Below are 23,534 nucleotides of genomic sequence, written 5' to 3'. Positions count from 1 at the left end.
GGCTTTATTTCGCTGACACATCATAAGCCTTCTGCAGAATCTCCAGGTAGCGGTCCAGCTTCAGATCCTTCAAGCCTTTTACATAAGCATCCCAGTCTTTGTTCAAGTCCTTGTTGCCCGTAATGAACTGCAGTTCGTTCTGCTCAATGTAGTTTCTCAGGTTCGTCTGCAGCATACTAGCTTCATCGATGTCGGTCGGATCAATCCAGATGGACCACAGCGGGAACAAGTCCCTCGGCTCATGGCCCTGATACAGCAGCGATGCATCATACAGTCTGCGTTCGTAGCCGTTCGAAGCATAGATATCGGTTCCCTGGACAAAGGTATCGCGGTATTCCTTCGGCATATAGAAGTGGCCCATTCCGCTCCAGCCTGCATTGCGCGGCGCTTCGCCTTCTTTCATCGGAATCTGCTTGATCACCGGTGTAACATCTTTGCCAAGTGCCACATCGCCTTCACCCGGATCGGTCCAGTCAATGCCTTTCATCCCGCTGGCCGAGTTGGTCTGGCCTTCCGGCGTGAACATATAATCCACCATTTTGATCAAAGCAATCTGTGCTTCTTCACTCGCTTTGTTGGTAATGACAAACTTGGCTCCCGGCGATACACCGCCTGCATCATGTGTAGCAAATGAGACTCCGGAAGGACCGGTAAGCGGAGCGAGCGGGTTGTAATGCGCTGAACGCGTGTTGCCCGGATCAATGTTGATGAAGATGGCAGGGTGCATGCCCGCACCAGCGCCAAGAATTTCCGCATCGGCATTCTCGCCGATTTTCTTGAACGCTTCAGCATTCTGGGTGAAGGCCCCCGGATCAATCAGCCCCGCATCGAACAGGGATTTGATATAGGTCAGGCCCTCTTTCCATTCCGGCTTGATGGCTGCCGATTCGACCTTGCCGTCAGGTGTCAGGTTGAGGTAATTGCGGTCATCGTCATAGACGAAGCTGTTCATCAGATAAGGAATAATCCGTACACCGAAATCTTCGGTGGAACCGCTGAGCGGCACTTCATCCGCTTTACCGTTGCCGTTCGGGTCCTGTGTCTTGAATGCTTCAAGCATCTGCTTGAAGTCTTCGGTAGTTTTCGGTTCTTCCAGATTCAGCTTTTTGAGCCATTCGGTGTTAATCCACATTTTATTGGGATAAGAGCAGTGGAAGCATTCCGTGTAAGCACCCAGCCCGTAAATATTGCCGTCCGGCGCCGTGTTCAGCGTCTTCAGCGCAGGCGTTTTTTCCATCGCTGCCTTAATGTTGGGTGCATACTTGTCAATCAGATCATTCAGCGGCACAAGAACGCCCTGCTGGCCGTATTTCAGCACATCGCCCTGCGAGAATTCATCAATGTAGGCAGTGAGCAGATACGCATCGGGATAGTCGCCGCTGGCCAGCGAGATCTGGCGTTTCTCTTTGGCTCCGTCAGACGGGTTGATCTGCCAGTCGAACTTGATGCCAAATTTGTCCTGAAGGAAGGTGGTGAATTTATTGGTTGGAATATCAATGCCCGATTCCTGAACGGCAAAGACGCTGACTTCAACAGGCTCCGTTGCCGCCGGTGTATTTTCGCTTGCATTCCCACTAGTGGCCTGGGCGCCCGAAGAGCTGTCTGTATTTTTGCCCGAGCATCCGCTGATCACAACAGTAAGTACCGTTACCAGCATTAACAAACTAATAAGGCTTTTCTTCAAAATCAATCACTCCCTTTTTTTGAGTTGAACAGGGTGGATATTTCTTGCTGCCGGCGGATGAACTCACCCCCTTTGCAGGTGTATATGCCAGGCCTCAGCCCTTAACGGACCCGACCAGCATCCCTTGAACGAAATAACGCTGTACAAAAGGATAAATCACCAGCACAGGCAGCGTAGCCACAACAATCAGCGCATATTTCAGAAGCTCCGCCATCTGCTGCCGTTCCACCATCGCCATCGCATCCATCGCTCCGGCACTGTTGTTCTGGATAATAATGCTGCGCAGCACCAGCTGAAGCGGGAACAGATCCGCCGACTTCAGATAGATCAATGCATCGAAATAGGAATTCCATTGTCCGACGGCGTACATCAGCACCAGCACCGCAAGGATCGGCTTGGATAACGGAAGCACTACGCTGCGGATGAACCGCATGTCACTGCAGCCGTCAATTTCACTGGCTTCAAGCAGCTCCTCCGGAATCGAGGCCTGGAAGAAAGAACGGGCGATGATCACCTGCCACACCCAGATAGCATTCGGAATCAGGAGCGCCCAGCGGGTATCGATCAGGTGCATCTGCCGGACCACCATATAGGTGGGGATCAGCCCGCCGCTGAAGATCATCGTGAACGTAATGATCATCATTAACGCATTCCGTCCAAAAAACGCTTTGCGCGACAAAGGGTAAGCAATCATAACCGTCAGGGTTACGCTGATCAGTGTGCCGGCCGCCGTATAAAAAATTGAATTGGCATAGCCGGAAACAATCTCATGCGTACTGAACAGCACCTTGAACGCCTTGAAGGAAATATCGACGGGCCAGAGCCACACCCGGCCGGAGGTTACAGCCGCCGGGCTGCTGATGGAGCTGCTGATAATGAAGATAAGCGGGTACAGTACGGCTATCACCACAAGGATGAGCACCGTATAGACCACAGTGAGGAAGATCCGGTCACCGGTGGATTCTTTGATTTTTTGGGAAATTGCTGGTGAAGCGGCCATACGAGCACTCCTTTCCTACCAGATGCTGTTGTTCGTGATTCGTTTGGCCAAGCCGTTAACCGTGAGCAGCAGGACCAGATTAATTAAGGAATTGAATAAGCCGACGGCGGTAGCGAAGCTGTAATTGGCATTCAGCAGGCCGATCCGGTACACATACGTAGCGATGATCTCGGAATTGACGATATTCAGCGGATTCTGCAGCAGATATACCTTTTCAAAACCGATCGCCATCACGTTGCCCACATTCAGAATAAGGATAATCACAATTGTCGGCACGATGCCCGGAAGGTCAATGTGGCGGATTTTCTGGAACCGTGAAGCTCCGTCCACCTTGGCGGCCTCGTACAGCGTAGGGTCGATGCCGGCCAGGGCGGCCAGATAGATTACGGCGCTATAGCCTGCGGTCTGCCAAATATCGGACCAGACATAAATTGAGCGGAACATGCCGGGCTCCCCGAGGAAATTCACCGACTGCAGCCCAAAGAAATTCAGGGCAATATTGGCGAAGCCGAGGCGCGGAGCGAGAAACAGCATAATAATCGATACCATCACCACCGTCGAGATAAAGTAAGGAGCGAAGGAGACCAGCTGGACAAACCGTTTGAACCGTCCGCCGCGGATTTCGTTGATCATCAGTGCCAGCAGGATGGGAATCGGGAACCCCGCCAGCAGCAGGAAGCCGCTAAGCAGAATGGTATTCTTCACCAGCGTCCAGAACATCGGATTCTCGAAAAAGAGTTCAAAATTCCTGAAGCCTACCCATGGACTGCCCCATATGCCTTTGATCACGTTATAATCCTTGAACGCCAGAACCGCATTCGCCATCGGATAATACTTGAAGATCAGAAAAAACAGTAAAGGCGGAATGACCAGCAGATGGAGCTGCCAGTGCTTCAGCATGCTTTTTCCGGCGTTCGAGAGCCAGCTCTGGCCTTTGCTCCGGGGAGCCGGCTTGTTGTTTAAAATCAGATTTTTCTCCAGATTAATCCCCCCCTAAAGTTGTGCCAGCGTGTACTGCGTTGGATTGTGCTCATGATTGTACCTCGTGCAAAAATCGCTTCGGAAGCGTGTGATTGGTTTCCGTATTACTTTGTTGGTTCATTTTGCGTAAAACTTGCTGGGGAAGCAGGTGTTTAAGTTTGAATGGCTAAATTGTGTGATAGCGCTTTCTCCACGACTCGATCATAAGGTCCGGTGGCGGTCTTGAACAGGTACATTTCCGTATTTTGCGTACAGTTCACCCGGATTCCGGGGGCCATTGCATACGCTTACATCCAGGATTCCGCTTATCCCTTGTCCAAATCAGGGGCACTTCTGCTCCTCATTTCCTCCTCCCGCCCACTTTTGGCGGAATCAGGGGCACTTCTGCTCCTCATTTCCTCCTCCCGCTCACTTTTGGCGGATTCAGGGGCACTTCTGCCCCTCATTTCCTCATCTCGCCCACTTTTGGCGGATTCAGGGGCACTTCTGCTCCTCATTTCCTCCTCCCGCTCACTTTTGGCGGATTCAGGGGCACTTCTGCCCCTCATTTCCTCCTCCCGCCCACTTTTGGCGGAATCAGGGGCACTTCTGCCCCTCATTTCCTCATCCCTCCCACTTTTGGCGGAATCAGGGGCACTTCTGCCCCTCATTTCCTCCTCCCGCCCACTTTTGGCGGAATCAGGGGCACTTCTGCCCCTCATTTCCTCCTCCCGCCCACTTTTGGCGGAATCAGGGGCACTTCTGCCCCTCATTTCCTCATCTCGCCCACTTCCGGCGCATTTAAAGGGATTTATCCCTCTCATACTGCCATCCCGCCCACTTTCCGGGCATTTAAAGGCAGCTGCTATTTCCGGCTACCTCAACTTGGTACTAATTTAAAATGAGAAAATTTGTTTTATCAACAGTTATCTGAATGGTGTTCTTTTCTAACGATGTACTTTACCAGAAAATAAAAAAACGACCGCGCGTCCGGACCATGGACAGCTGCAGCCGCTTAAGCATGTGATATCAATACTATTCGCCATGCGATTGTCGGTAGGTGCTCGGCGAAATGCCCGTCAGCCGCTTGAACGCCCGCCGGAAAGAATGCGAGCTGTTGTAGCCGACTCTGGCCGCGATCTCATCCACCGTGTACCGGCTCTCTCTCAGCAGGATTGCCGCCTCATCCATCCGTACCTTAATCAGGTGATCCGAATAATTCACCCCCGTCACTTCCTTAAACAGCTGCGAGATATATTTCTCGGGCCGCTCCACATGCTCAGCGACGCGGTACAGGGTGAGCTCGGTATCGGCGTACATCTCTGCGGTATACTGGTACATCTGCTTGATGATCTGGGTGTGCGCATCCTTCTTTTTGTTGGTGATGAATCCGCAGAGCTCTCCGGTCAGCTCAAGGAATTCTGCCTGAATACTCTCGATCGGCGACGAGGTGTCAATGTCGATAATCTGACGTTTGATGCTCTCACCGAGCGGGGACTCCATGAATATTTTTTGATCCAGCAGCTTGAGGAAGGTGCCCTTCATCTCCCCGATCAGCTGATGCTTCATCTCCATAGACAGCTCGCGGGGCCCCAGATTCTGCGCAAAAGTAGCGTCAATAATCCGCTCCGCCTCGGCCAGCTCGCCGGCACGGATCGTACTGATCAGACGCTGCTCCGTCTCCAGAGGATAATAATAGGTCGTATTCTCAATCTGCACCTCCTGATGGCGCATGACTCCTTTACGGTTCGTATATACGGCATATTCCAGTGCCTGTCTGGCCTGCTCGAAGGACTGGCTAACCTCTGTAACCGACGAGAAATACTCCCCGAAGCCGCCCTGCACTGAAATGCGGTATTCCTCAAACACCCGCTGAACCCACTGATCCATCAGGAGCTCCATCCCATCTTCCTTGCCCGCCGGCCCACCGTCAGCTGTGCTGGAGAAGAACAGGATGACTATTTTGTCCGAACCCATATCTGTCATCGGGAGCGGACCCGCCAGCTCGGCAAACGTCTGCTTCAGCAGGAGCCTGGCCGCATTCAGCTCATTCAGGATTTCAACACTGTCCATACCGGAATACCCTTTGATCTGCAGAATTCCCGCATACCCGGTTCCTTCACCCAGTCCGATATCCGCCTGCTCGGCTGCCGAGACAATCTCTTCCCTGGATTCGAATTCCCCGGCGATCAGCCGTTTAAGAAAAGCATCCCGGACCAGCGGCAGCTGACGGTTAAGCTCGGTCTCCAGCAGCTTGTTCTTCGTAATCATGTCGGCGATATTCCCGCTCAGGAAGTCGAATTCATTGCGCTCGGGGCTATCCTCCTTGCCGAACTGCTCCTTCATCACGGCCAGCAGACGGTTAATCGGCATACTGTTTCTATAGGCAAGCACAAGCCCGGCCAACAGACCGAGGAATAGGGCACCAGCTGTAATCAGCCAAGTCATATGCTTAATAGTATTCGCGTTCTTCATCAGCACACTGCGGGGAATCCCCGCCTGGTACACCCAGCCGTTCGTGCCGGAGCGGGTCGTGATCACGAGATCATCCCTGTAGAACTGGCTTACCTTATCCGCGTCAAAAAAAGGATCAGCAGCCAGCTTATCCACGTAAGCATCATTTTGCCCTTGCAGCACTATCGTATTGCCCTCTGCATCGCTGATATGTACCCAGCCTCCAGCACGCTCGGTCAGCCCGGACAGCAGACTGGCGATAATCTTCTCGTCAATATTAACCACCACGACAGCCGGCGAAGAATTATTGAAGCTGTCCAGCGGCAGCGACTGCATGTAAGTAATCACTGACTTTGACGTACCTTTACTTACGTATGCGCTCAGCGGCTTAATCTCACTCCGGTGCGTACGGTCCAGAATCTCCTTTTTCCAATCCTCCAGCGGGAGATCCTTGTAGTGATAGATCTCGTAATAATGATCCGGGCGGTAGGAGGAGCCGGCAGTCAGCACCAGATCATAATTAGCCAGATAAATATAATAGTCCTGCAAAAAATCATTCGTCTGTCCGAAGGTCAGGACATTGCGCATTGCTCTCCAGATCCCGAACACATTCGTTTCACGGCCTTGTTCATTCATCAGTACATTCAGTTCCTGATTTATGGCCAGCTGCCGGGTAAGCCCTTCAACCTCAGCCATGCGGCGCTCCAGAATCTCCTGGCTTTTCTCCAGCTGGGTCACGCTATTCTCAATCGAAATGGACTGGGTTACAGAGATTGAAGTTTGGTACGACATGTAGCCCCCAATGCTGGGAATAATTAAGATGACCAGATAGGAGATCAGAAATCTGCGGAACACCTTGGAGTACTTGGGCATGGTAAGATTCTCCCCTCTATTGGTAGCGCTATCATAATATTAGCTTAAAACAATTTGCCGTCCAGTCAAGCTTTTGTCGTGCGCCCCCGCGCGGCGGCAATCGGGAATTTAATAAAAAGCAGCGATGCAGGCCGGCATCACTGCTTTTTATTAGTAATTCCGATCTCGCTGCAGACCACTGCCGCCCGGCGCGAGATTCGCGCGAGCGGCAGTGCAAGCGGATGATAACCTTGTCAGATGTTAGAAATCTAGGAATCAGGAGCCGCTGAACTGCTCACCCCCTCCGTCTGAAGGCTTCCAGGCATGATTCACCGAAGCCTCCATGATGTCAGCATAAGCCCAGTGGGTAAGCGGAACATCCCGCCACGGGGTAACTGCCATCCCGCGTAATGGTCCTCTGCCGGTAAGTCTGTTAATCACCGTAACCGCCTCTGCCCGCGTTAACGGATTGCCGGGCTTGAAGCTGCCGTCGCTGTAGCCGCTCAATATTCCGGCACCCTGCGCCTTCAGGATGGCTGCCTCTGCCCAGTGCCCGGCAATATCCGGGAATCCGCGGCCTGCCGCCGTGTCTGCCGTGTCTGCCGGTATCAGTACGGCTGCCAGACTCGCCATCTCGGCACGGGTAATCAGCTTCCCGGGCCTGAAGCTGCCGTCACTGTAGCCAGTCATAAATCCGGCTTCGGCCACAGCGGATATCGCCGCCGCTGCCCAGTAATCTGCGCTTACATCACTGAACGATGCCGCTGTTCCGCCTGCTTCCGGAGTGATGGCTGCGAACAGCAGTGACGCCATCTCGGCGCGGTTAATTTTCTGGTCTGGCTTAAACAAGCCGTCCGGATATCCTTTGGCATATGCAGCATGCTGCTCCTCTGCAATGCCCGGCGTAGAAGACGGAGCCACTGCTGGAGACGGTGTAGGCGTCCCGGTCACTGCAGGTGAAGCGGTTGCTGCCGGAGCCGGATTGCCTCCGGTTTGCGCGGTGGCTCCGGGCTGTGGTGTGGCTGTAGCTTCCGGCGTTGCAGCAGGTTCCGGCGTTACACTTGGAGCCGGTGTTGCCGTCGGCTCTTCACCCGGACCCTCGTTAGCAGCCGGCAAGGTGATTCTTAACTGATCGGCCAGCATAAGACTGCCTGATTTCTTCTCGGCCTTCAGCACATGCGAGCCTGCCTCCAGTCCCGTAATCACGACAATACTCTGCAGGATCTGCCGGTTCGCGCTATAGGCGCTGGCTGTCTGCCGCAGTTCGCCGTCCACGTACAGCTCAATGTCTCCCAGTTCAGGGCCTGTCGGCCCTACGAGTGAAATCCCGCTACCCGTGAAGGCATATTCGACATAATCACCATCATGCTCTGTGTAATGCACATCGTTCTGATAATCACCGCTGAATTCAAAGGTCAGCGTAAGTGTTCCAGCCGGCTGAGCGGCCAGATAGGACTTCGCGAGCGTGACTGTACTGCCGGAGAGTGTATAATCCGTACCCTCCACCAACGTGTAAGACCCTTTGCGGATACCCCCGAACAGGCCCGGCTGCCGGAGCAGCGTCACGTCTATATCGGCCTGAGCCGCAGCTGCCTTGTCGAAGACAGCTTCCACAGGATTAACGAGGTCGGGAATTTCCACTTTCAGCATATCCAGCAGCATGAACCGGCCTGACTTCTTCACTGCCCGCAATGTATGAATGCCTTCCGGAAGACCGGAAATGCTGTACAGATTCTGCTGGGCCAGCCGGCCGTTCCGGTACGCGCTTACGGTTTCTTTGAATTCTCCATCGACATAGATATCCATATCCCCCTGCGAGCTGTCTACTTCGGTATACAGACTGATCCCTGTCCCGCTCAAGGCGTACTCGAAGGAATCACCATTAATCTCGGTGTACTGCACATCATCCTTGTAATCTCCCATGTTTCTTCCTGTACTGCGCGACCAGGAGCCATTATAGGTAATTCCCGGATCATCATTGTTGATCTGTTCGTAGCGTACTGTAGAGGAGCCTGTGATCTGGACAGTGAACAGCTCGCTGCTTCCTCCGTCGAAGCTAAGCGCCAGCTCCGTCCGGCCGGATGGCTGGTTGAACAAATACTCCTTATTCAGGATGACTGTGCTGCCGTCAGCGGTGTAATCGGCGCCCGGCAGCAGGGCAACGCCATTATTCGTGATTGCCAGCAGCGAGTCGCTGCCGGCCGCCAGTGCAACCACCAGATCCGCCTGGTTGCCGGGGGCCTTGTCGAAGCTGCCTGCCTGCGGATTAATCAGCTGGCCTGCCGTAATCCGCAGCGCATCAAGCAGCATATATTGGCCGGAGTCCTTGACCACCCTCAGAGTATGTTCACCCTCCGCCAGCCCAGTTGCGCTATATACTATCTGCTGGGCCTCCTTATCTCCGGACGTATACGTGCTCACCCGGTCGGGACTTGCGGCATCGTCCAGATACACCAGCATATCGCCTTGTGCCGGGTCCTTCTCCGTCAGCAGCTCAATTCCCGTACCGCTAAAGGTATACTGAAAATAGTCCCCGTTCTGCTCCGTATAGTGCACATCCGCCCTGTGGTCTCCGGCAGATCTGCCGGTCGAGGCTGACCAGGAGCCGCTGTAGGCAATAGCCGGATTGCTGTCGTTGACATAGACTGAACGGGTAACCGAAGCTCCGCTGCCTGTTCCCGGATCACTCGGATCTGCTCCAGCTTCCCCTCCAGCTCCGCCTCCCTGTTGCCCGCCGTCCCCCGGCTCTCCTTCACCCGGAGCCGGGGAGGAATCCGTGATGCTAATATTCATATCCTGGCTGCCGGGGACCTGCTCCTTCCCGCCGTTACGCTGCCAGGAGCCGGTGTAGCGCAGTCCGGTATCATCATCGTTAACAATCGAGGTGCCCTCCTTGGCTGTCACTTTGAACATCCGCGAAGCATGCGGTTCAAGCGCACCTGCATTGTAACCGTCCTCGAAGGTTCCAAGCTCCGTGTGGCTCCAGAGATCGCGGACAGAAGCGGGACCTTCGAGTCCGATATCGCTCCACTTCACCTCCACTGCTGCACTGCGGCTGCCGAGATTGAACAGCGCCACATTGTAGGTACCGTCGCCGTTATTCGCATACCAGACCTGCTGCTTCGTATCCATCGACACCGGATGGGCAGGACGCCCGGACTGGTTGACGGCAATGACCTCGTCATTCGTCAGCAGCTGCAGGCCATAGTCGTCAAGCCGGGTCATGTCGTTGCCGATATAGAGCTGCGCCGCAGACACCGCCCAGAAGGTCATGGCTGTCTGCCGTTCATCCTTGGTCAGACCGTCCATTGCTCCGTTCCCGACATTCAGCGAATCGAAGTCATTCCATCCGCCGGGACCGGCATCCCGCCACCATACGGCAGCATCCGGGAACAGCCGGGCGATATTGGCCCACTGGGTTAATCCCACATTGCTGTCGTAGGCTTCAACATCCCACTGGATCCGCCAGCCGTTGGCGTATTTCTTCCAGAAGTCCACATAATTATGATCGAGCGCCCAGGAGAGCTCGAACCAGATGTCATGCCGGGCCAAAGCCTTGGACCAGGCTTCCACATCGCCGCGTGCATCAAGACTCAGATTGTTGATTCCCGACCCCGGAGTTACGCTGTCAAATTTGACGAAGTCGATCCCCCATTCGCCAAGCATATCGGCGATGGAATCAATATACTTTTGCGCGCAGGGGTTGCTGAAATCGATCTTGTAGCTGTAAGCATTCCAGGCATCCACGATCTTGAGCGGCTGCACGGCAATGTCCTGCATCCGGCATTCACCGGCAGTTCCATAGATTTCAAGATTCTGATTATAGGCGTCGATGGACAACCCGGGAATCAGATAGATTCCGATCTTCTGCCCATTGTTATGGACATAGTCGATGACATCCTGAAAACCGTCCGGATACCGTTCCGTACTAGGAACCGGTCTGCCGTATTCATCCATACTGCCGTTCCAGCCTGCGTCGATATTAATGTATTCATAGCCGTGCGACTGCAGCTTCTCATGCATGGCATCCGACTGCTTCTTGATGCTGTCCGCCGATATCCAGTTCCCTGAAGGCTCATACACCTGCATACTGAAGCTGCTCCAGCCCATATAAGGCTTCTGCGCCAGTTCCTTGTCAGCTGCCTCTGCCACATTCTGCCCGGTTCCCGCAAGTCCGGTTTGTGCGGCTGTCATGCTCAGCATCAGCAGACACAAGCCGATTTTCTTACCCAAAGACTTCAAATACCCCAGCTCCCCTCGGCAATATATAAAGCGCTTTCCATTTCTGCCGCAACTTGCTCATTGCATGCTCTCTGCTTACTCATGGTGGAACGGCGAATAATGATAGCGCTTTCCATACGAGTTGATCATAGGCGGTTGCCGCCTTCCTTGAATAGGTACATCTGCGGTGTTTGGCGTACAGCTGCCCCTGTTCGCGGGGGACAAAACTCAGTCGGGCATCCAGTTTTCCTGCAGTTATTGCTCCTTGTGATGGTGAATGGTGCTCGGAGATTAGTTGGATTTTCTCCGCCTAATTTTTCCTTTTCCCTCGTTCTTCTCCGATCCGTGTGGCAGCAAATGCTATTTCTCCAACTAATCTACCGTATACAGAAGTTTCTGCGTTAATAGATGTCGTTTTTCCACTTAGCTGCCCTTCTCTTCTTTACCGTGTGGACCCAGCAGAAATTGCCTGCTGTGGAGAGGACATTGCACAATCTGCGGTACATCAAGCAACAGAAAAAACCGCCTGAAATCAGACGGTTAACAAAAGTGGAATTTATGGTTTAAAGTCTTCATCGCTTACAGGGTTACAGCTTACAGGGTTATAAATTACCCGGATTCCGGCTCATTCGGACGGATTCCCCATCACACGTGGCCGCACCTCGTTCACGGCTTCCATCAGACGGCCGCAGGTTGAGATCAGCTGATCAATCTCCTCCCCACCCACCTTATCGATAATCTCGGCCAGCACACCCGAATAACGGTCCATTCTGCTGCCGAATACCGCCTGGCCTTTGGCCGACAGGCAGATATAAATGACCCTGCGGTCGGTTTCGGACATTACACGTTCAATGTATCCCTTCTCTTCCAGCGCACTGACCATTTGTGAAGCCGTCGGCCGGCTGACCTGCATCAGCTCACTTAACCGGGAGACCATCAGGCCGCGGCACGGGCCTCCCCGTTCCTGTTCATCCGCCTCCTGCTGCTTCATGGCTGCATGAATGACAAACATCGTTACAAATTCTCCATGCGGGATAGAGTCTAGGCTCTGCTGACGGGGGGTTAGGCGTTTTATATTTTCCAGTGCGATAAGCAGCTGCCTTTCCCGGCTGTCCTGGACACTCATGAGACACCTCCGATCTATACCATTAGATTACCTACCTAACATGTGAAAATCAATACAAACCGCTATTCTCTCCTGGCAAAAAAATAAAAATATTGTGGTGTTTAAACTATTTGTGTATTATACATAAAAGGTAGTTTGGCTACCTAATTAGAATATCATAAAATGCCAAACTATAATACGTTCAGGATCAAAGGAGAGTACCCTGCCATGGAGCATCTCACGCAAAAAAAGAAAGTAACCATTATGGTCGCCTTAATGGCAGCGATGTTCTTCGCGGCGATCAATCAGACGATTGTCGGCACCGCGATGCCCCGGATTATTGCCATCCTGGGCGGAATTGAGCATTACACCTGGGTAATCACCATCTATATGCTAACCTCCACCATTGCCACGGTGCTGGTCGGTAAGTTATCCGATATCTACGGCCGCAAGCCCTTCCTGCTCGCCGGGATCGTTATTTTCATCATCGGGGCCTTCCTGTCAGGCTTGTCTGACAACATCTATCAGATGATCACCTACCGCGGGATACAGGGCGTCGGCGGCGGGATTCTGATGTCGGCCACCGTCACTGCCGTAGGTGACCTGTTCGCTCCCCGGGAAAGGGCGAAGTGGACGGGAATTATGATGGCCATCTTCGGATTCTCCAGCGTAATCGGCCCTACCCTCGGCGGATTCATGGTCGATCATATGGATTGGCGCTGGATCTTCTGGATCTTCCTGCCACTCGGAATTGTAGCCTTCATCATGATCTGGAGAATGTTCCCGAAAAGCACGCGCGCCGTTTCCGAAACGATCGACTATCCGGGTTCCATCTTCCTGTCCCTCAGCATCGTCGCCCTGCTGCTCGGCTTCTCCTGGGCAGGCACCAAATATGCTTGGAGTTCACCGGAGATTCTCGGACTGTTCGCGGCTGCCATTGCCAGTGCAGTCATTCTGATATGGATCGAGCGCAAGGCCAAGAGTCCGGTGCTCCCCCTCTCCCTGTTCAAGAATTCGATTGTCACCCTCTCGATGATTATCGGCTTCCTGATGAATGCGGGCATGATGGGTGCAATGATCTATCTGCCGTTCTTCGTGCAAGGGGTCGAGGGCGTGTCCCCGACCAATTCCGGCTTCATCAACATGCCGATGTCGCTGATGATGATTGTGCTCAGCACACTGGCCGGCCGCTGGATCTCCAAGTCCGGTAAATACAAGCGCTACGCCATGATCGGCATGCCGTTTATGGTCGCCGCCATGATTATGATGGCCTTCATGAACAGCATCATCATGGCTGTGGCCAGCATGATCGTGTTCGGGATTGGCCTCGGGCTGGCCATGCCGGTATTCACGCTGACCGTACAGAACGCCGTGGCTCCGCAGATGCTGGGCGTAGCTACGGCTACCAACACCCTATTCCGCAACCTTGGCGGAACCATCGGGATTGCCGTTATGGGTACCGTGATGAACACAACCCTTACGCATAAGCTGGAATCTGTGGTAGCCTCAGGCAAAGGCCCTGACCTGTCCAAGCTTGATCCGGAAGCCGCTAAGCAGCTTACAGCCTTCATGAATCCGCAGCTGCTGCTCGACCAGCCCAAGCTGAAGGAGCTGCACACCACGCTGCCGGAGCAGATCCGGCCGCTCTTCAATCAATTGATTGAGATGCTGCGCGGGGCGCTGAGCGACTCCCTGACGGTAGTGTTCCTGAGCGGTACTGCGCTGCTCGTTATTGCAGCCGTGCTTGTTCTGTTCCTGAAGGAGATCCCGCTGCGTTCCAGCGAATCTAAGACAGAGGCTGCCGCAGAGGAAGCCGGTGCAGGAAGCAAGCTGCGGAAGGAGACTGCGACCGCAGGGCATTAACAGCTCCGGAGTTCATCCTGAAAAAACAAAGAGATGTCCCGCAGCTGCAGCTGTGGGACATCTCTTTGTGTATACAATGCTCAACATTACTGTTCAGAAATCATTCTGCTGGCTGTTCAGCTGCTCGAAATATTCGTACACCCCGTTCAGCAGCTCGCTTAAGGTCTCGCTTCGTTCTTTGCCGAGATGGTCAATCATCCCCTGGAAGGTCTCCCGGGATTTCGCCACCGCCATATCGGCAAGATGCGCTCCCTTGTCCGTTAAAGTAATGTCGCTGATTCTGCGGTCCTGGCTATCTGGCGTGCGGACAGCGTATCCTTGGGCAATCAGGCTGTTCACCATCTGCGTGACCGTGGGAGAAGTCACTTTGAGGAGCTTGCTGATATCGGAAACCGTCCGCCCCTTGCTGCCTTCCTGCTCCATGCCCTTCTTGATCGAGACCAGCACACGGATTTCACTCGGCTTCAGTCCCCAGAGCGTCGTCTTGCGCCAATTCATCCGGGCAAACTGCTGAAAGGCTTCTATTAAATCATCAATATGTTCATATTTATCTTCGTTCATCGGTACACCCCATAAGCTTTATTAACTTAAGTATAGCCCAAATTAGCCCAAACCCTCCACTAAGGAAACAGCACTGCCCTGATTAATCCTCTTCCAGAAAAGCCGCATTGAATTTCCGCAGCAGCTCGCCGAAGGAATCTCCCTCTTCATCCGACCAGTTTACCAGCAGCTTGCCCATAATTTCCTGCCGCATCTGCCGGTTCTCATCCAGAATTTCTCCGCCCAGCTCCGTAATCTGCAGGGTATAGGCCCGTCCATCCACAGGGTCTGGTACACGGATGATATATCCCTTGTTCTCCAGTGCAGCTGCCTGCCTGCTGACGGTGGAGATATCCAGCTGGAATTCATCAGAGAGAGCCTTCACTCCGGCAGTTCCGTTATTAAAAGCAATCTGATGCAACAGCAGGTAGGCCGCCCGGTCGAGATTGCCGATTTTTTTGTACGTGGTAAGCGAAGTCAGCCGGCGGACAAGAACCGCCATTTCCAGCTCTATCGTCTCTATTGAACGTTTCTCCATGCAGTCCCATCCTCTTCTTCATCATCTTCTTCTTCATTGACATCATTCTTTCCACTTGTATAATACAAGTATATACTTTCATTATGCAACTTATTTTTGCATACATACTTTTCAGGGGGAACCTATATGAAAGCCCATGAGTTCATGATCCGACAGGTCTACAAGGTCAAGCAGGAAGACACTGTACGGACTTTTATCGAGAAATGCATCACCCACCGGATCAGTGGCATGCCTGTAGTCAATGACCGGAACGAGATTGTCGCTTATTTGAGCGACGGAGATATTATGCGCTATATCGGCAGGCATGAGGATCTGATTGTGGATTCTTTTTTCCAGATCAATGTATTCGTCGGGGATAATGATGAGTTCGAAGAACGGACGCGCAAGCTGCTGAGTCTGAACGTTATGGCCATCGCCAAGAAGAAAGTGGTCACGGTGCACTACGAAGAGGACATTGAACAGATCGCCACCATACTTGGCAAAAAGCAGATCAAAAAGGTCCCCGTTGAGCGTAACCGTGTGCTGGTCGGCATCATCAGCCGCGGCGATGTGATCCGCCATTCCTTCAAGGCTCTGCTCTAGCCCCGGTCCCGCCTGCAAGACAGCGTTAGCCGCCACTGCCCGCTACTGCGGCTGAACCGTCCCCGCCACCAAGCAGGAACACCACCCTTATATCCTCACCTTCTTCTCATCTTGGGCTAGTTGCGGGCACCCTACCTTTTGTGTCATTGTTGAAGTAAGTGTAGTCTATTCACAGGTCTAGTACATTCATAAGGAGAGAACCGTCTTTGCTGCTTATTCATGAAGTTATCGCCAATCCCAAAGCCAGAGAAATCTATTTCACCATAAGAAAACACGGTACCGTCTCCAAACATACTCTGCTGGACGAAAGCGGACTGACCATAAGCACGTTAACACGAATACTGGACGAATTGCTGTCTATGAAGCTGCTGATGGAAGTCGGCTTCGGCGAATCTACCGGGGGCCGCCGTCCTATCCTCTATGAGACCAACCCGGCCTATGCCTATCTGCTGGGGCTGGAGATCTCCCGGACCCACGCTAAGCTCGTATTGATGGACTTTCATCTGCAGCTGCTCGGCGAATATACCTGGAATATGGATACCGCCCTTACCCCGGAGCACCTGATGGAATCCCTTCATGAAGAGGCGCGGCGTCTTCTGGCCTCAGCCTCCCTTGACTTTAGCCGGGTCGCCGGACTTGGCATCGGTGCCGTCGGTCCGCTGGACCGCAAAGCCGGAGTGATTCTGAATCCGGCACGGTTCGCAGCCCCGGGCTGGTCGCAGGTACCTATTAAGGAGGAGCTGGAGCAGCGGCTGGGTGTGCCGGTATATCTGGATAATGGAGCCAACACGGCCCTGCTCGGCGAATACTGGGCCAGCAGCAACCGGATGCAGCATCATCTGCTCTACCTCCATGCCGGAATCGGCCTGCGCTCCGCCATCATGAATGATGGCCGGCTGCTCTATGGCATGATCGATACCGAGGGAGCTGTCGGGCAGATGATCATTGAAGGCTCCGGGTTGCCGCCGCATATTCCCGGCGGCAACGCCGGTGCGTGGGAGAGCTATGTGTCCATCCACACCCTGGAGAGACAGGCGCGCGAAGCGTGGCGGCTGGGCAGCAGCGAGTTGCTCCGAGGCTGGGCAGAGAGTGCGGAGCAGCTGGAGTTCGCTCATTTAATAGAAGCACTTCATGCCCGCGACCCTGTGGTTGTCCGGTTATTTCATGAGATGGCCGTCTACTGCGGCATCGGGCTGGCGAATCTGATTAATATCCTCCACCCCGAGGAAGTCATCCTCGGCGGCCCGCTATTCCTCGCGGCAGAGGATTTCTATCAGGAGGCAACCCGGATCGCCCTTGAGCGGACCTATTACCGCGAGCAGTATAACGTCCGCTTTACCCGCAGCAGACTCGGTGAACGCTCCGTGGCAACGGGCGCATGCGCCATGGTGCTGCAAGAGCTGACGAACTAGGGGAACAGGTGAAAATAAAGTCTTAGACTGCCGCTGTTGTCGTTCAACTAACACCTTCCCGTTAGTTGAACGGATGCTTTGCCATGAGTAGTAAAACTTTCATAGTAGCATTTAAAGGCATATTACATTATCAATTGTTTTCACTGTGTATAATGCTTATTTGGTTCGCTCTACAGAATACAGAAGAAATTCCATATCTATATTCCTAAAATTCTTAGTATCTTTATCAATAATATTCATACCATTTCGAACAGCAACTTTTTGAGAGGCTATGTTTGTGTCCCTAATAATAGAATAAACCCTATTTGCATTAAGAACTGAGAAAGCGTATTCCTTGCAAGCAATGGCCGCTTCTGTTGCGTAACCTTTGTGCCAATACGCTTTTTGAAACAAAAATCCTATTTCCAAAATTTCTTTTTCTCTCCAGCCTTGCATTGTCAAGCCACATTGACCAATCATTTCGTTTGTTTTTTTTAATACAACTGCCCAAAGTCCAAAACCATATTCTTCATATCTTTTAAGATGTCTGTTAAGCCAATTTTGTGCTTCTTCTAAGTTGAATGCACTTTCGTAAGCAGCACACATTACTTCCTCATCACACAATATTCCGCACAATGCATCATAATCGGACTGCACCATTTCTCTAATTAAAAGACGTTTTGTTTCTATCAAAAATCTCCCACCTTTCTATTCTATCAATAACCTTTCAACAATTTCTTTCCTGCCCGTGAGCTTAATCAAGCATTGTCAGTCTAATACTTTATTTTCTTTTGACATCGGTAATCACACTTACGCATCGATTATCACTCTAACACACCGATTATACTCTAGCACGCCGCTCATTACTCTTGCACACGACAATCACTCCTAACGGTGCATCAGGGTAATTTCGGGGTGGGGCTTATCGGGTACGATTATTCTTAGTGAGTGCTGGCGCCCTGTGGAATGCCGATGTTCGCAGAGTGCTTGCGGGCTCAACAAACCAGCCTGCCTGCCTGCCGGTGACGCGGACTGAGATTCCGTTATTCGGGCAGATCAGGCAGATTTGCCGGCTAAGCGGACTCAGATTCCGTTAAGTGAGCGAATTCACCTGTTTCGTGGCCCGAATCTGCAAGATAAGCGATTCTCTGCAGTCCGCTTCAGCCTCATATAGAGGTTTTTTGGAGATATAGCGTCCTCTCAGTCCGCTCAGCTATTAAGGTATGGAACTTTAGTAGCACACAGCAAATCTAATCTATTGGAGCTAGATCTTATCTTCTTAACAAAAACACCTCAGGATTCCGCTTAACAGGGAGTCCAGAGGTGTTTCACTTTGTTGATTTTGTTGCCTGCTGCCCTTAGCCCCGGAGCACAGGTGCCGAAGATAATCCGAAGCGGACAAAGCCATACCGGTCCTGATAGACATGCGTGTCAGGCTCCAGGTCTTTGTCGGTCCAGCCGGGCTTATCCTTGAAGCTGTCCGGACCTACCTTGTAGACCTCACCTTTGATATGATGATGCGGTCCGAGCAGATTGCGGCAGCTGCCGGTCAGTTCCAGCCGTATCCGGTTCTCTCCTGCATGCAGCAGCCCCGAAATACCAGCGGTATACGGCTCCCACAGGAATCTCCGCACCTCTGTACCGTTGATGAACAGCCGGGACACAATGGTGTCCGGAGGCGAGTAGAAGGACCAGCTTGCCGGAAGTGCTGTGCCTTCATTAATACGAACGTTCTGCTCAAGCGTGAGGATGCCGGCAAAGAACGGGAAGCCCTGCTGGACCAGATCACCGGTTGTTACGGATTCGGGCAGTCGTGTCAGCTTGAAAGGTCCTTCCGTGAACACGGCACGCCGCTCTCCATACGTATACGGCGCAGCAGATTCTACGCCAAAAGCGCCAACGATATATATACTCTCAAACTCCTGATCAATTGTCAGATTATTGCCCTCCGCTTCAAACTGCTTCGCCTTCTCAAGCTTGGCAAGCAGCTCACCGCTGGGACTGAACCGGGTACTCAATTGCAGAATATTCTCTCCAGCAACCACCTTTCCGGCGATGGGCAGGGTGCGGAAGGAGATATCCCGCCACCAGCCGCAATCCGCCGAAGAGAGCGGCTGTCCGTTCAGCATCAGTTCCATATCTTCAGGCTGCTCCAGAGCCAGATACAGCTCCTGCACCTCCAGCAGACTGGAATCCGCCTGGAAGCGGAACTGCAGCTCAACGGCAGCTGCCCGGCCATACGCCAGCAGCTGCTCCTGAATGAAGATAACCGGCTGCTGAGCGGACCACTCACCGCCATCCAGCCGCATACGGGCGGTATCCAGCGTCAGACTGTTCAGGTCAGCGGCAGCAACTATCCATTCCGGGCCAAGCTCCAGTACTACAGCTGCTTCTCTATTCTCCGCTACCTCCCGGCTTTCTGCCGCTCCCATACTCTCCGCTGTCTCCCTGGCCTCATCCGCATCACCGTACTCCTCCACCTTCAGCAGCAGGGAATGCACAGCATAGAGCGGCAAGGCAACCCGCATACCTTGTGCAGAAGCCTCGCTATCCAGTTCAGTGATGCTCCCGGTTTCCGGGTCGATCAGGGATACCCGGCCCCGCTGGCGCAGCTCGATGTTCACATTGCCGCAGCCTTCTGTCCCGGAATTGACTATATAATAGACCACCGAATCTTCCAGATTTACCGACCGTATATTCAGCGTATCGGATGCAAGCTTCCTGCCTGCCTCACCGGTAATCTGCACGAAGGGTGCCGAGACCGCTGTTACCGCGCTGCACAGTGCTTCCGAATTCCATTCCGGCTGGACCGCATGCTGCAGCAGCCATTCCAGTTGCATGCTGTCCTCTCCGCTCACGAGTGCCGGAGCAGATCCACAGGCAACCAGATGACCACCCTGCTCAACGAACTCCTCCAGCAGCGCTACCGTTACCCGGTCCAGCGTCAGGCTCGGCGGAATAATTACAGTGCGGTACGCCGCCTCCCCGACGATAAACCGTCCTTCACTTACGCGGCCATGGCGGGCAATTATGCTCTCACTGCCGTAATCATGTTCGATAAGTTCCTGGCAGAGCCAGCGGGTCAGCCGTGCAAAAGCCTCATGATAAGGCACAATCGCCGAAGTGTTCTCTCCGCATTGGGCCAGCCACGCGGACCTTACCGGGTGAAGCAGCAGCACCTCCGCGCGGCCCGTTCCTTCCGCCAGAATCATCGCCAGCCGGGCGAAATAATCATTGAAGCCCCGGTAATCCTTCCACCACGGCTGCTGATAGAACAGGGAGGGCGGATAATCACGCTTGCGCAGCCCCCGGAGCGAATAGCCCTGCAGATGCTGGCAGAGAAAATTGATACCGTGGACGAACTGCCACTCCCCGATCCGCTTCAGATCCTGAAAGCTGACATTCCAGCCGGAGCAGCCGAAGCTCTCGGTAATCGTCCGCTTCTTCCCGGTCTGGCGGGCCGCCGAGCTGACCTGCTTCGGAACCAGCGGCTCCTCCCCGACGAACCGGCCCAGCCAGTCACAGCCGGGAATCTGCAAATATTCGTAGAAGGCCATCGGATCGCCGACGGAAGTAACCTGATGCATCAGCTCCTGCTCGTCGACCACATGACCCGTGGCCGCCCAGCCCTTAGCGGCGCAGAAATCGCCGATCTGCTTAGCATAGGCTTCGGTGAACATGGCAGTCACCGTGCTCCAGTAATCATAACGGGCTTTGTTTGAGCTGCTCTGGGGGAAGAACAGCGCGGGCAGAATCTCCTGCACGGCATATCCGCTCTGCGAGGCGAATGCCTCTTCCAGCTCGAAGGACCACGGCAGCCTGCCTCTGGCGAATTGCGGCTCATCCGTGAATATGCCCGGCAGGGCAGCGCCTTCCGCCTCGAACTGGCCGAATGCCTCCCAGTACCGTTCGTAGGCGGCTGTAATGAACTCACCTACCGCCAGCTTGCTTAGTGTATCGGTATAATACGGATTCACCTCATAATACATGGCGAGATCCGCAGTACCGCGATCTTCCGGCGGCAGCAGACGATATTCGCCCGAAGCTGCTTCTAGCGAATAGCAGGCAATTGCCCTTTCCACCGGATAACGGAACGGCGGCTTCTCCCAGGCCAGCATCTTCTGCTGATAGGCAATGCCTTTGGCCGGAACCTCACCGTCCGCGAAGCCGCTGGGCCAGCCGTTCTCGTCGTAGAACCAGGCGTTCATGCCCAGCTCCCGGCTCTTCACAATCGAGAGGCGGATCGCCTCCATCCAGGCTTCGCCCATGTACGGGGTCTGTAGTCCCCCGCGGGCGTGCATGAAGAACCCGCCGATCCCGGCTGCATGCATCTCTTCGATCTGCCGCTCCAGCTCAGCCGGCTCCAGCTTATCATTCCAGGACCAGAGCGGCGCAGACCGGTATTCTGCCGGAGGTCTGGGCAGCTTCTCCCATAGCTTGCTCATCGCCCGTCCTTAGCCCTTCAGGCAGTAGCTGATCAGATCGTCCACATGAGCCGTAGCCAGGCATTCAATCGTATCCGCAGAGCCGTAGTAGATTTTGACCTCACCGTTATCCTCAAGAATCATCCCGCCCGGAAAAATAACATGATTGCGGAAGCCCCCGTCAATCTCATAATCCGTCTCCGGCGCCAGCAGCGGCTGCCTGGCCATCCCAATAATTTTACGCGGATCTTCCAGATCCAGCAGCATGATGCCTGCCGTATAACGTTTCTTCCAGGTAGGCTCCCAGCCGTGTTTGCCTCTCGCCGGGTCAATATCCACCGCATGGAAGGTGGTCAGCCAGCCCTTGTCCGTTCTGACCGGAGGTGCAGCGGGACCAACCTTGTCATTGGCGAACGGCACCTGCTCGACAGCGAGCAGCAGGCTGGAATTCCCCCAATACCTTAGATCCGGTGACTCGGAGATCCAGGCATCGAAGCGGTCCTGCCCCCCGCGGCTGTATACGGTGAAGGGACGCTCCAGCCGGACATAATGGCCGCCGATTTTCTCGGGGAACAGCACCATATTGCGCAAATCCGGTGTGGATAGGCTGAGCACCTCGAAATGCTCCAGATCATCGGTAACGGCTATCCCGCCGCGGATGCCATGCTTCGTATCGACGGCAAAGCACATATAGCAGCGTCCGCCGATCACCGTAAGGCGCGGGTCGTAGGCGCGGATAATCTCTTCGTCATGCATTTTGAATACCGGCTTCGGGCCGGCTGTCCAGGTCAATCCGTCATCACTGTAAGCAATGCCAAGATCGGTCGTGTGATGCGGCTCAATCGTCTGTTTGTCCAGCGAGCCGTAATCGTTGCGGAAGATCATCACATATTTGCCGTTAAATTTCGTTACACCAGCATTGAATACCAGTGCGGTAGGGTAAGGGACCTTGGATGCATCCAGCACCGGATTACCCGGATAGCGCTGAATGAACGGGGCGGATTGCAGAATAGCAGGAACCTGTAAAGTCATGGGGTATACCTCCTTGAATATAGTTAAGCTCATGCAGCATCAGCAGGGATCTACCCTTTGAGGGAACCCGCCGTCATCTGCATAAAGGACTTGTTGGCAAACAGATAGGCAATGAGAATCGGCAGGATGGATAAGCAGGCGCCTGCCATCATGTAGTGGGTCTGGGAAGCCGCAGATATCCCGTATTTCAGGTTCGCCAGGCCGACAGTCAGCGTCTGCAGCTCCGGCTTGGTCATGGTGAACACCAGCGGCAGCAGATATTCATTCCACGCGCCCCGGAAGGTGAATAAGGCGCCTACGCCGAGTCCCGGCCCCAGCAGCGGGAGAATAATTCTCCAAAAGGTACGGCCCAGGGAGCTGCCGTCAATCAGCGCGGCTTCATCCAGCTCTCTGGGAATCCCCTTCATGAAGCTGAGCAGAATGAAGAAGATGGAAGCATGCGCGGAGATCAGGATCAGAATGACCCCCCAGAGGCTGCTGTGCAGATGAAGCTTGACCATCAGATCGAATTGCGGACGCAGCACTACCGCCCCCACGGCAACGAACATGGTGAAGGACTGCAGGCCGATATATATTTTTTTGCCGAAAAAGTCCATCCGGTCCACCACATAAGCAGCCATGGATGAGACCAGCAGTGTGCCGGCCACCGCCGACAGGGAGATGATCAGGCTGTTCAGGGTGTACCTGGAGAAGTTCGCCTGTTCCCAGGCTTCGGAATAGTTGGAGACATGCCAGCTGCTTGGCAGGAAGGTCGCTCCGGTGGTCAGCTCGGCATTCGTCTTGAAGGAGCCCAGTAGCGTAATCACGACCGGAATCAGGGTTATAAAAGCAAAAGCCAGCAAAAATATCCAGAGCACAGTGTTGCCCAGTATGGTTCTTATTCTCATC

15 protein-coding genes are annotated in these 23,534 nt (G+C 53.7%); 3 read left to right on the top strand and 12 right to left on the bottom strand.

From position 1 onward, the window contains the following. Positions 1 to 4: 4 nt before the first annotated feature. From R50912_RS08395 to R50912_RS08365, 6 genes are all read right to left on the bottom strand, one after another. On the bottom strand, positions 5 to 1,684 hold the full coding sequence (locus R50912_RS08395; RefSeq protein WP_042233935.1) for a type 2 periplasmic-binding domain-containing protein: 1,680 nt from the start codon (positions 1,682 to 1,684) through the stop codon (positions 5 to 7). 94 nt (positions 1,685 to 1,778) lie between these two features. Continuing rightward, positions 1,779 to 2,684: a carbohydrate ABC transporter permease gene (locus tag R50912_RS08390; protein ID WP_042233933.1), complete on the bottom strand. Its 906-nt coding sequence runs from the start codon at positions 2,682 to 2,684 to the stop codon at positions 1,779 to 1,781. A 15-nt stretch (positions 2,685 to 2,699) separates the two neighbouring features. Beyond that, entirely contained in the window at positions 2,700 to 3,584 is an 885-nt protein-coding gene (locus R50912_RS08385; RefSeq protein WP_042233931.1) for an ABC transporter permease, read from the bottom strand. 1,095 nt (positions 3,585 to 4,679) lie between these two features. Beyond that, on the bottom strand, positions 4,680 to 6,971 hold the full coding sequence (locus R50912_RS08375; protein ID WP_042233927.1) for a helix-turn-helix domain-containing protein: 2,292 nt from the start codon (positions 6,969 to 6,971) through the stop codon (positions 4,680 to 4,682). A 255-nt stretch (positions 6,972 to 7,226) separates the two neighbouring features. Next, complete coding sequence (locus tag R50912_RS33170; RefSeq protein ID WP_052416105.1) at positions 7,227 to 11,192, bottom strand: X2-like carbohydrate binding domain-containing protein; 3,966 nt, start codon at positions 11,190 to 11,192, stop codon at positions 7,227 to 7,229. Between the two features lie 604 nt (positions 11,193 to 11,796). Then, positions 11,797 to 12,297, bottom strand: coding sequence for a MarR family winged helix-turn-helix transcriptional regulator (locus R50912_RS08365; RefSeq protein ID WP_042233925.1), 501 nt, complete (start codon positions 12,295 to 12,297; stop codon positions 11,797 to 11,799). A gap of 207 nt (positions 12,298 to 12,504) precedes the next feature. On the opposite strand from R50912_RS08365, the gene R50912_RS08360 reads away from it, so the two are divergent. Continuing rightward, entirely contained in the window at positions 12,505 to 14,139 is a 1,635-nt protein-coding gene (locus tag R50912_RS08360) for an MDR family MFS transporter (RefSeq protein ID WP_042233923.1), read from the top strand. Positions 14,140 to 14,232: 93 nt separating this feature from the next. Here the strand turns inward: R50912_RS08360 and R50912_RS08355 are convergent, their stop codons facing one another. Both R50912_RS08355 and R50912_RS08350 read right to left on the bottom strand, forming a co-directional pair. Next, the gene (locus R50912_RS08355) at positions 14,233 to 14,700 is read right to left on the bottom strand and encodes a MarR family winged helix-turn-helix transcriptional regulator (RefSeq protein WP_042233921.1); all 468 of its coding nucleotides are present in this window, start codon (positions 14,698 to 14,700) and stop codon (positions 14,233 to 14,235) included. Positions 14,701 to 14,782: 82 nt separating this feature from the next. Then, positions 14,783 to 15,217 carry a MarR family winged helix-turn-helix transcriptional regulator gene (locus R50912_RS08350; protein ID WP_042233920.1) on the bottom strand — a complete coding sequence of 145 codons (435 nt, stop codon included), beginning with the start codon at positions 15,215 to 15,217 and terminating at the stop codon, positions 14,783 to 14,785. Between the two features lie 126 nt (positions 15,218 to 15,343). On the opposite strand from R50912_RS08350, the gene R50912_RS08345 reads away from it, so the two are divergent. Together R50912_RS08345 and R50912_RS08340 are read left to right on the top strand one after the other, a co-directional pair. Beyond that, complete coding sequence (locus tag R50912_RS08345; RefSeq protein ID WP_042233917.1) at positions 15,344 to 15,799, top strand: CBS domain-containing protein; 456 nt, start codon at positions 15,344 to 15,346, stop codon at positions 15,797 to 15,799. A 206-nt stretch (positions 15,800 to 16,005) separates the two neighbouring features. Beyond that, on the top strand, positions 16,006 to 17,211 hold the full coding sequence (locus tag R50912_RS08340) for an ROK family protein (RefSeq protein WP_042233915.1): 1,206 nt from the start codon (positions 16,006 to 16,008) through the stop codon (positions 17,209 to 17,211). A 156-nt stretch (positions 17,212 to 17,367) separates the two neighbouring features. On the opposite strand, the gene R50912_RS08335 is transcribed toward R50912_RS08340, so the two are convergent. The 4 genes from R50912_RS08335 to R50912_RS08320 form a co-directional block, all read right to left on the bottom strand. Beyond that, a complete protein-coding gene (locus R50912_RS08335; RefSeq protein WP_081956428.1) occupies positions 17,368 to 17,883 on the bottom strand; it encodes a GNAT family N-acetyltransferase in 516 nt (171 codons plus the stop codon). A 665-nt stretch (positions 17,884 to 18,548) separates the two neighbouring features. Further along, positions 18,549 to 21,635 (bottom strand): glycosyl hydrolase, encoded by a 3,087-nt coding sequence (locus R50912_RS08330; RefSeq protein ID WP_042233913.1) that lies wholly within the window; start codon positions 21,633 to 21,635, stop codon positions 18,549 to 18,551. 9 nt (positions 21,636 to 21,644) lie between these two features. After that, positions 21,645 to 22,646, bottom strand: coding sequence for a glycoside hydrolase family 130 protein (locus R50912_RS08325; protein WP_042233911.1), 1,002 nt, complete (start codon positions 22,644 to 22,646; stop codon positions 21,645 to 21,647). A gap of 50 nt (positions 22,647 to 22,696) precedes the next feature. After that, the gene (locus R50912_RS08320; RefSeq protein ID WP_052416103.1) at positions 22,697 to 23,533 is read right to left on the bottom strand and encodes a carbohydrate ABC transporter permease; all 837 of its coding nucleotides are present in this window, start codon (positions 23,531 to 23,533) and stop codon (positions 22,697 to 22,699) included. Position 23,534: the final 1 nt, after the last annotated feature.

Source organism: Paenibacillus sp. FSL R5-0912 (assembly GCF_000758605.1).
Taxonomy (GTDB): domain Bacteria; phylum Bacillota; class Bacilli; order Paenibacillales; family Paenibacillaceae; genus Paenibacillus_AQ.
This window is presented reverse-complemented; position numbering and strand designations above follow the sequence as displayed.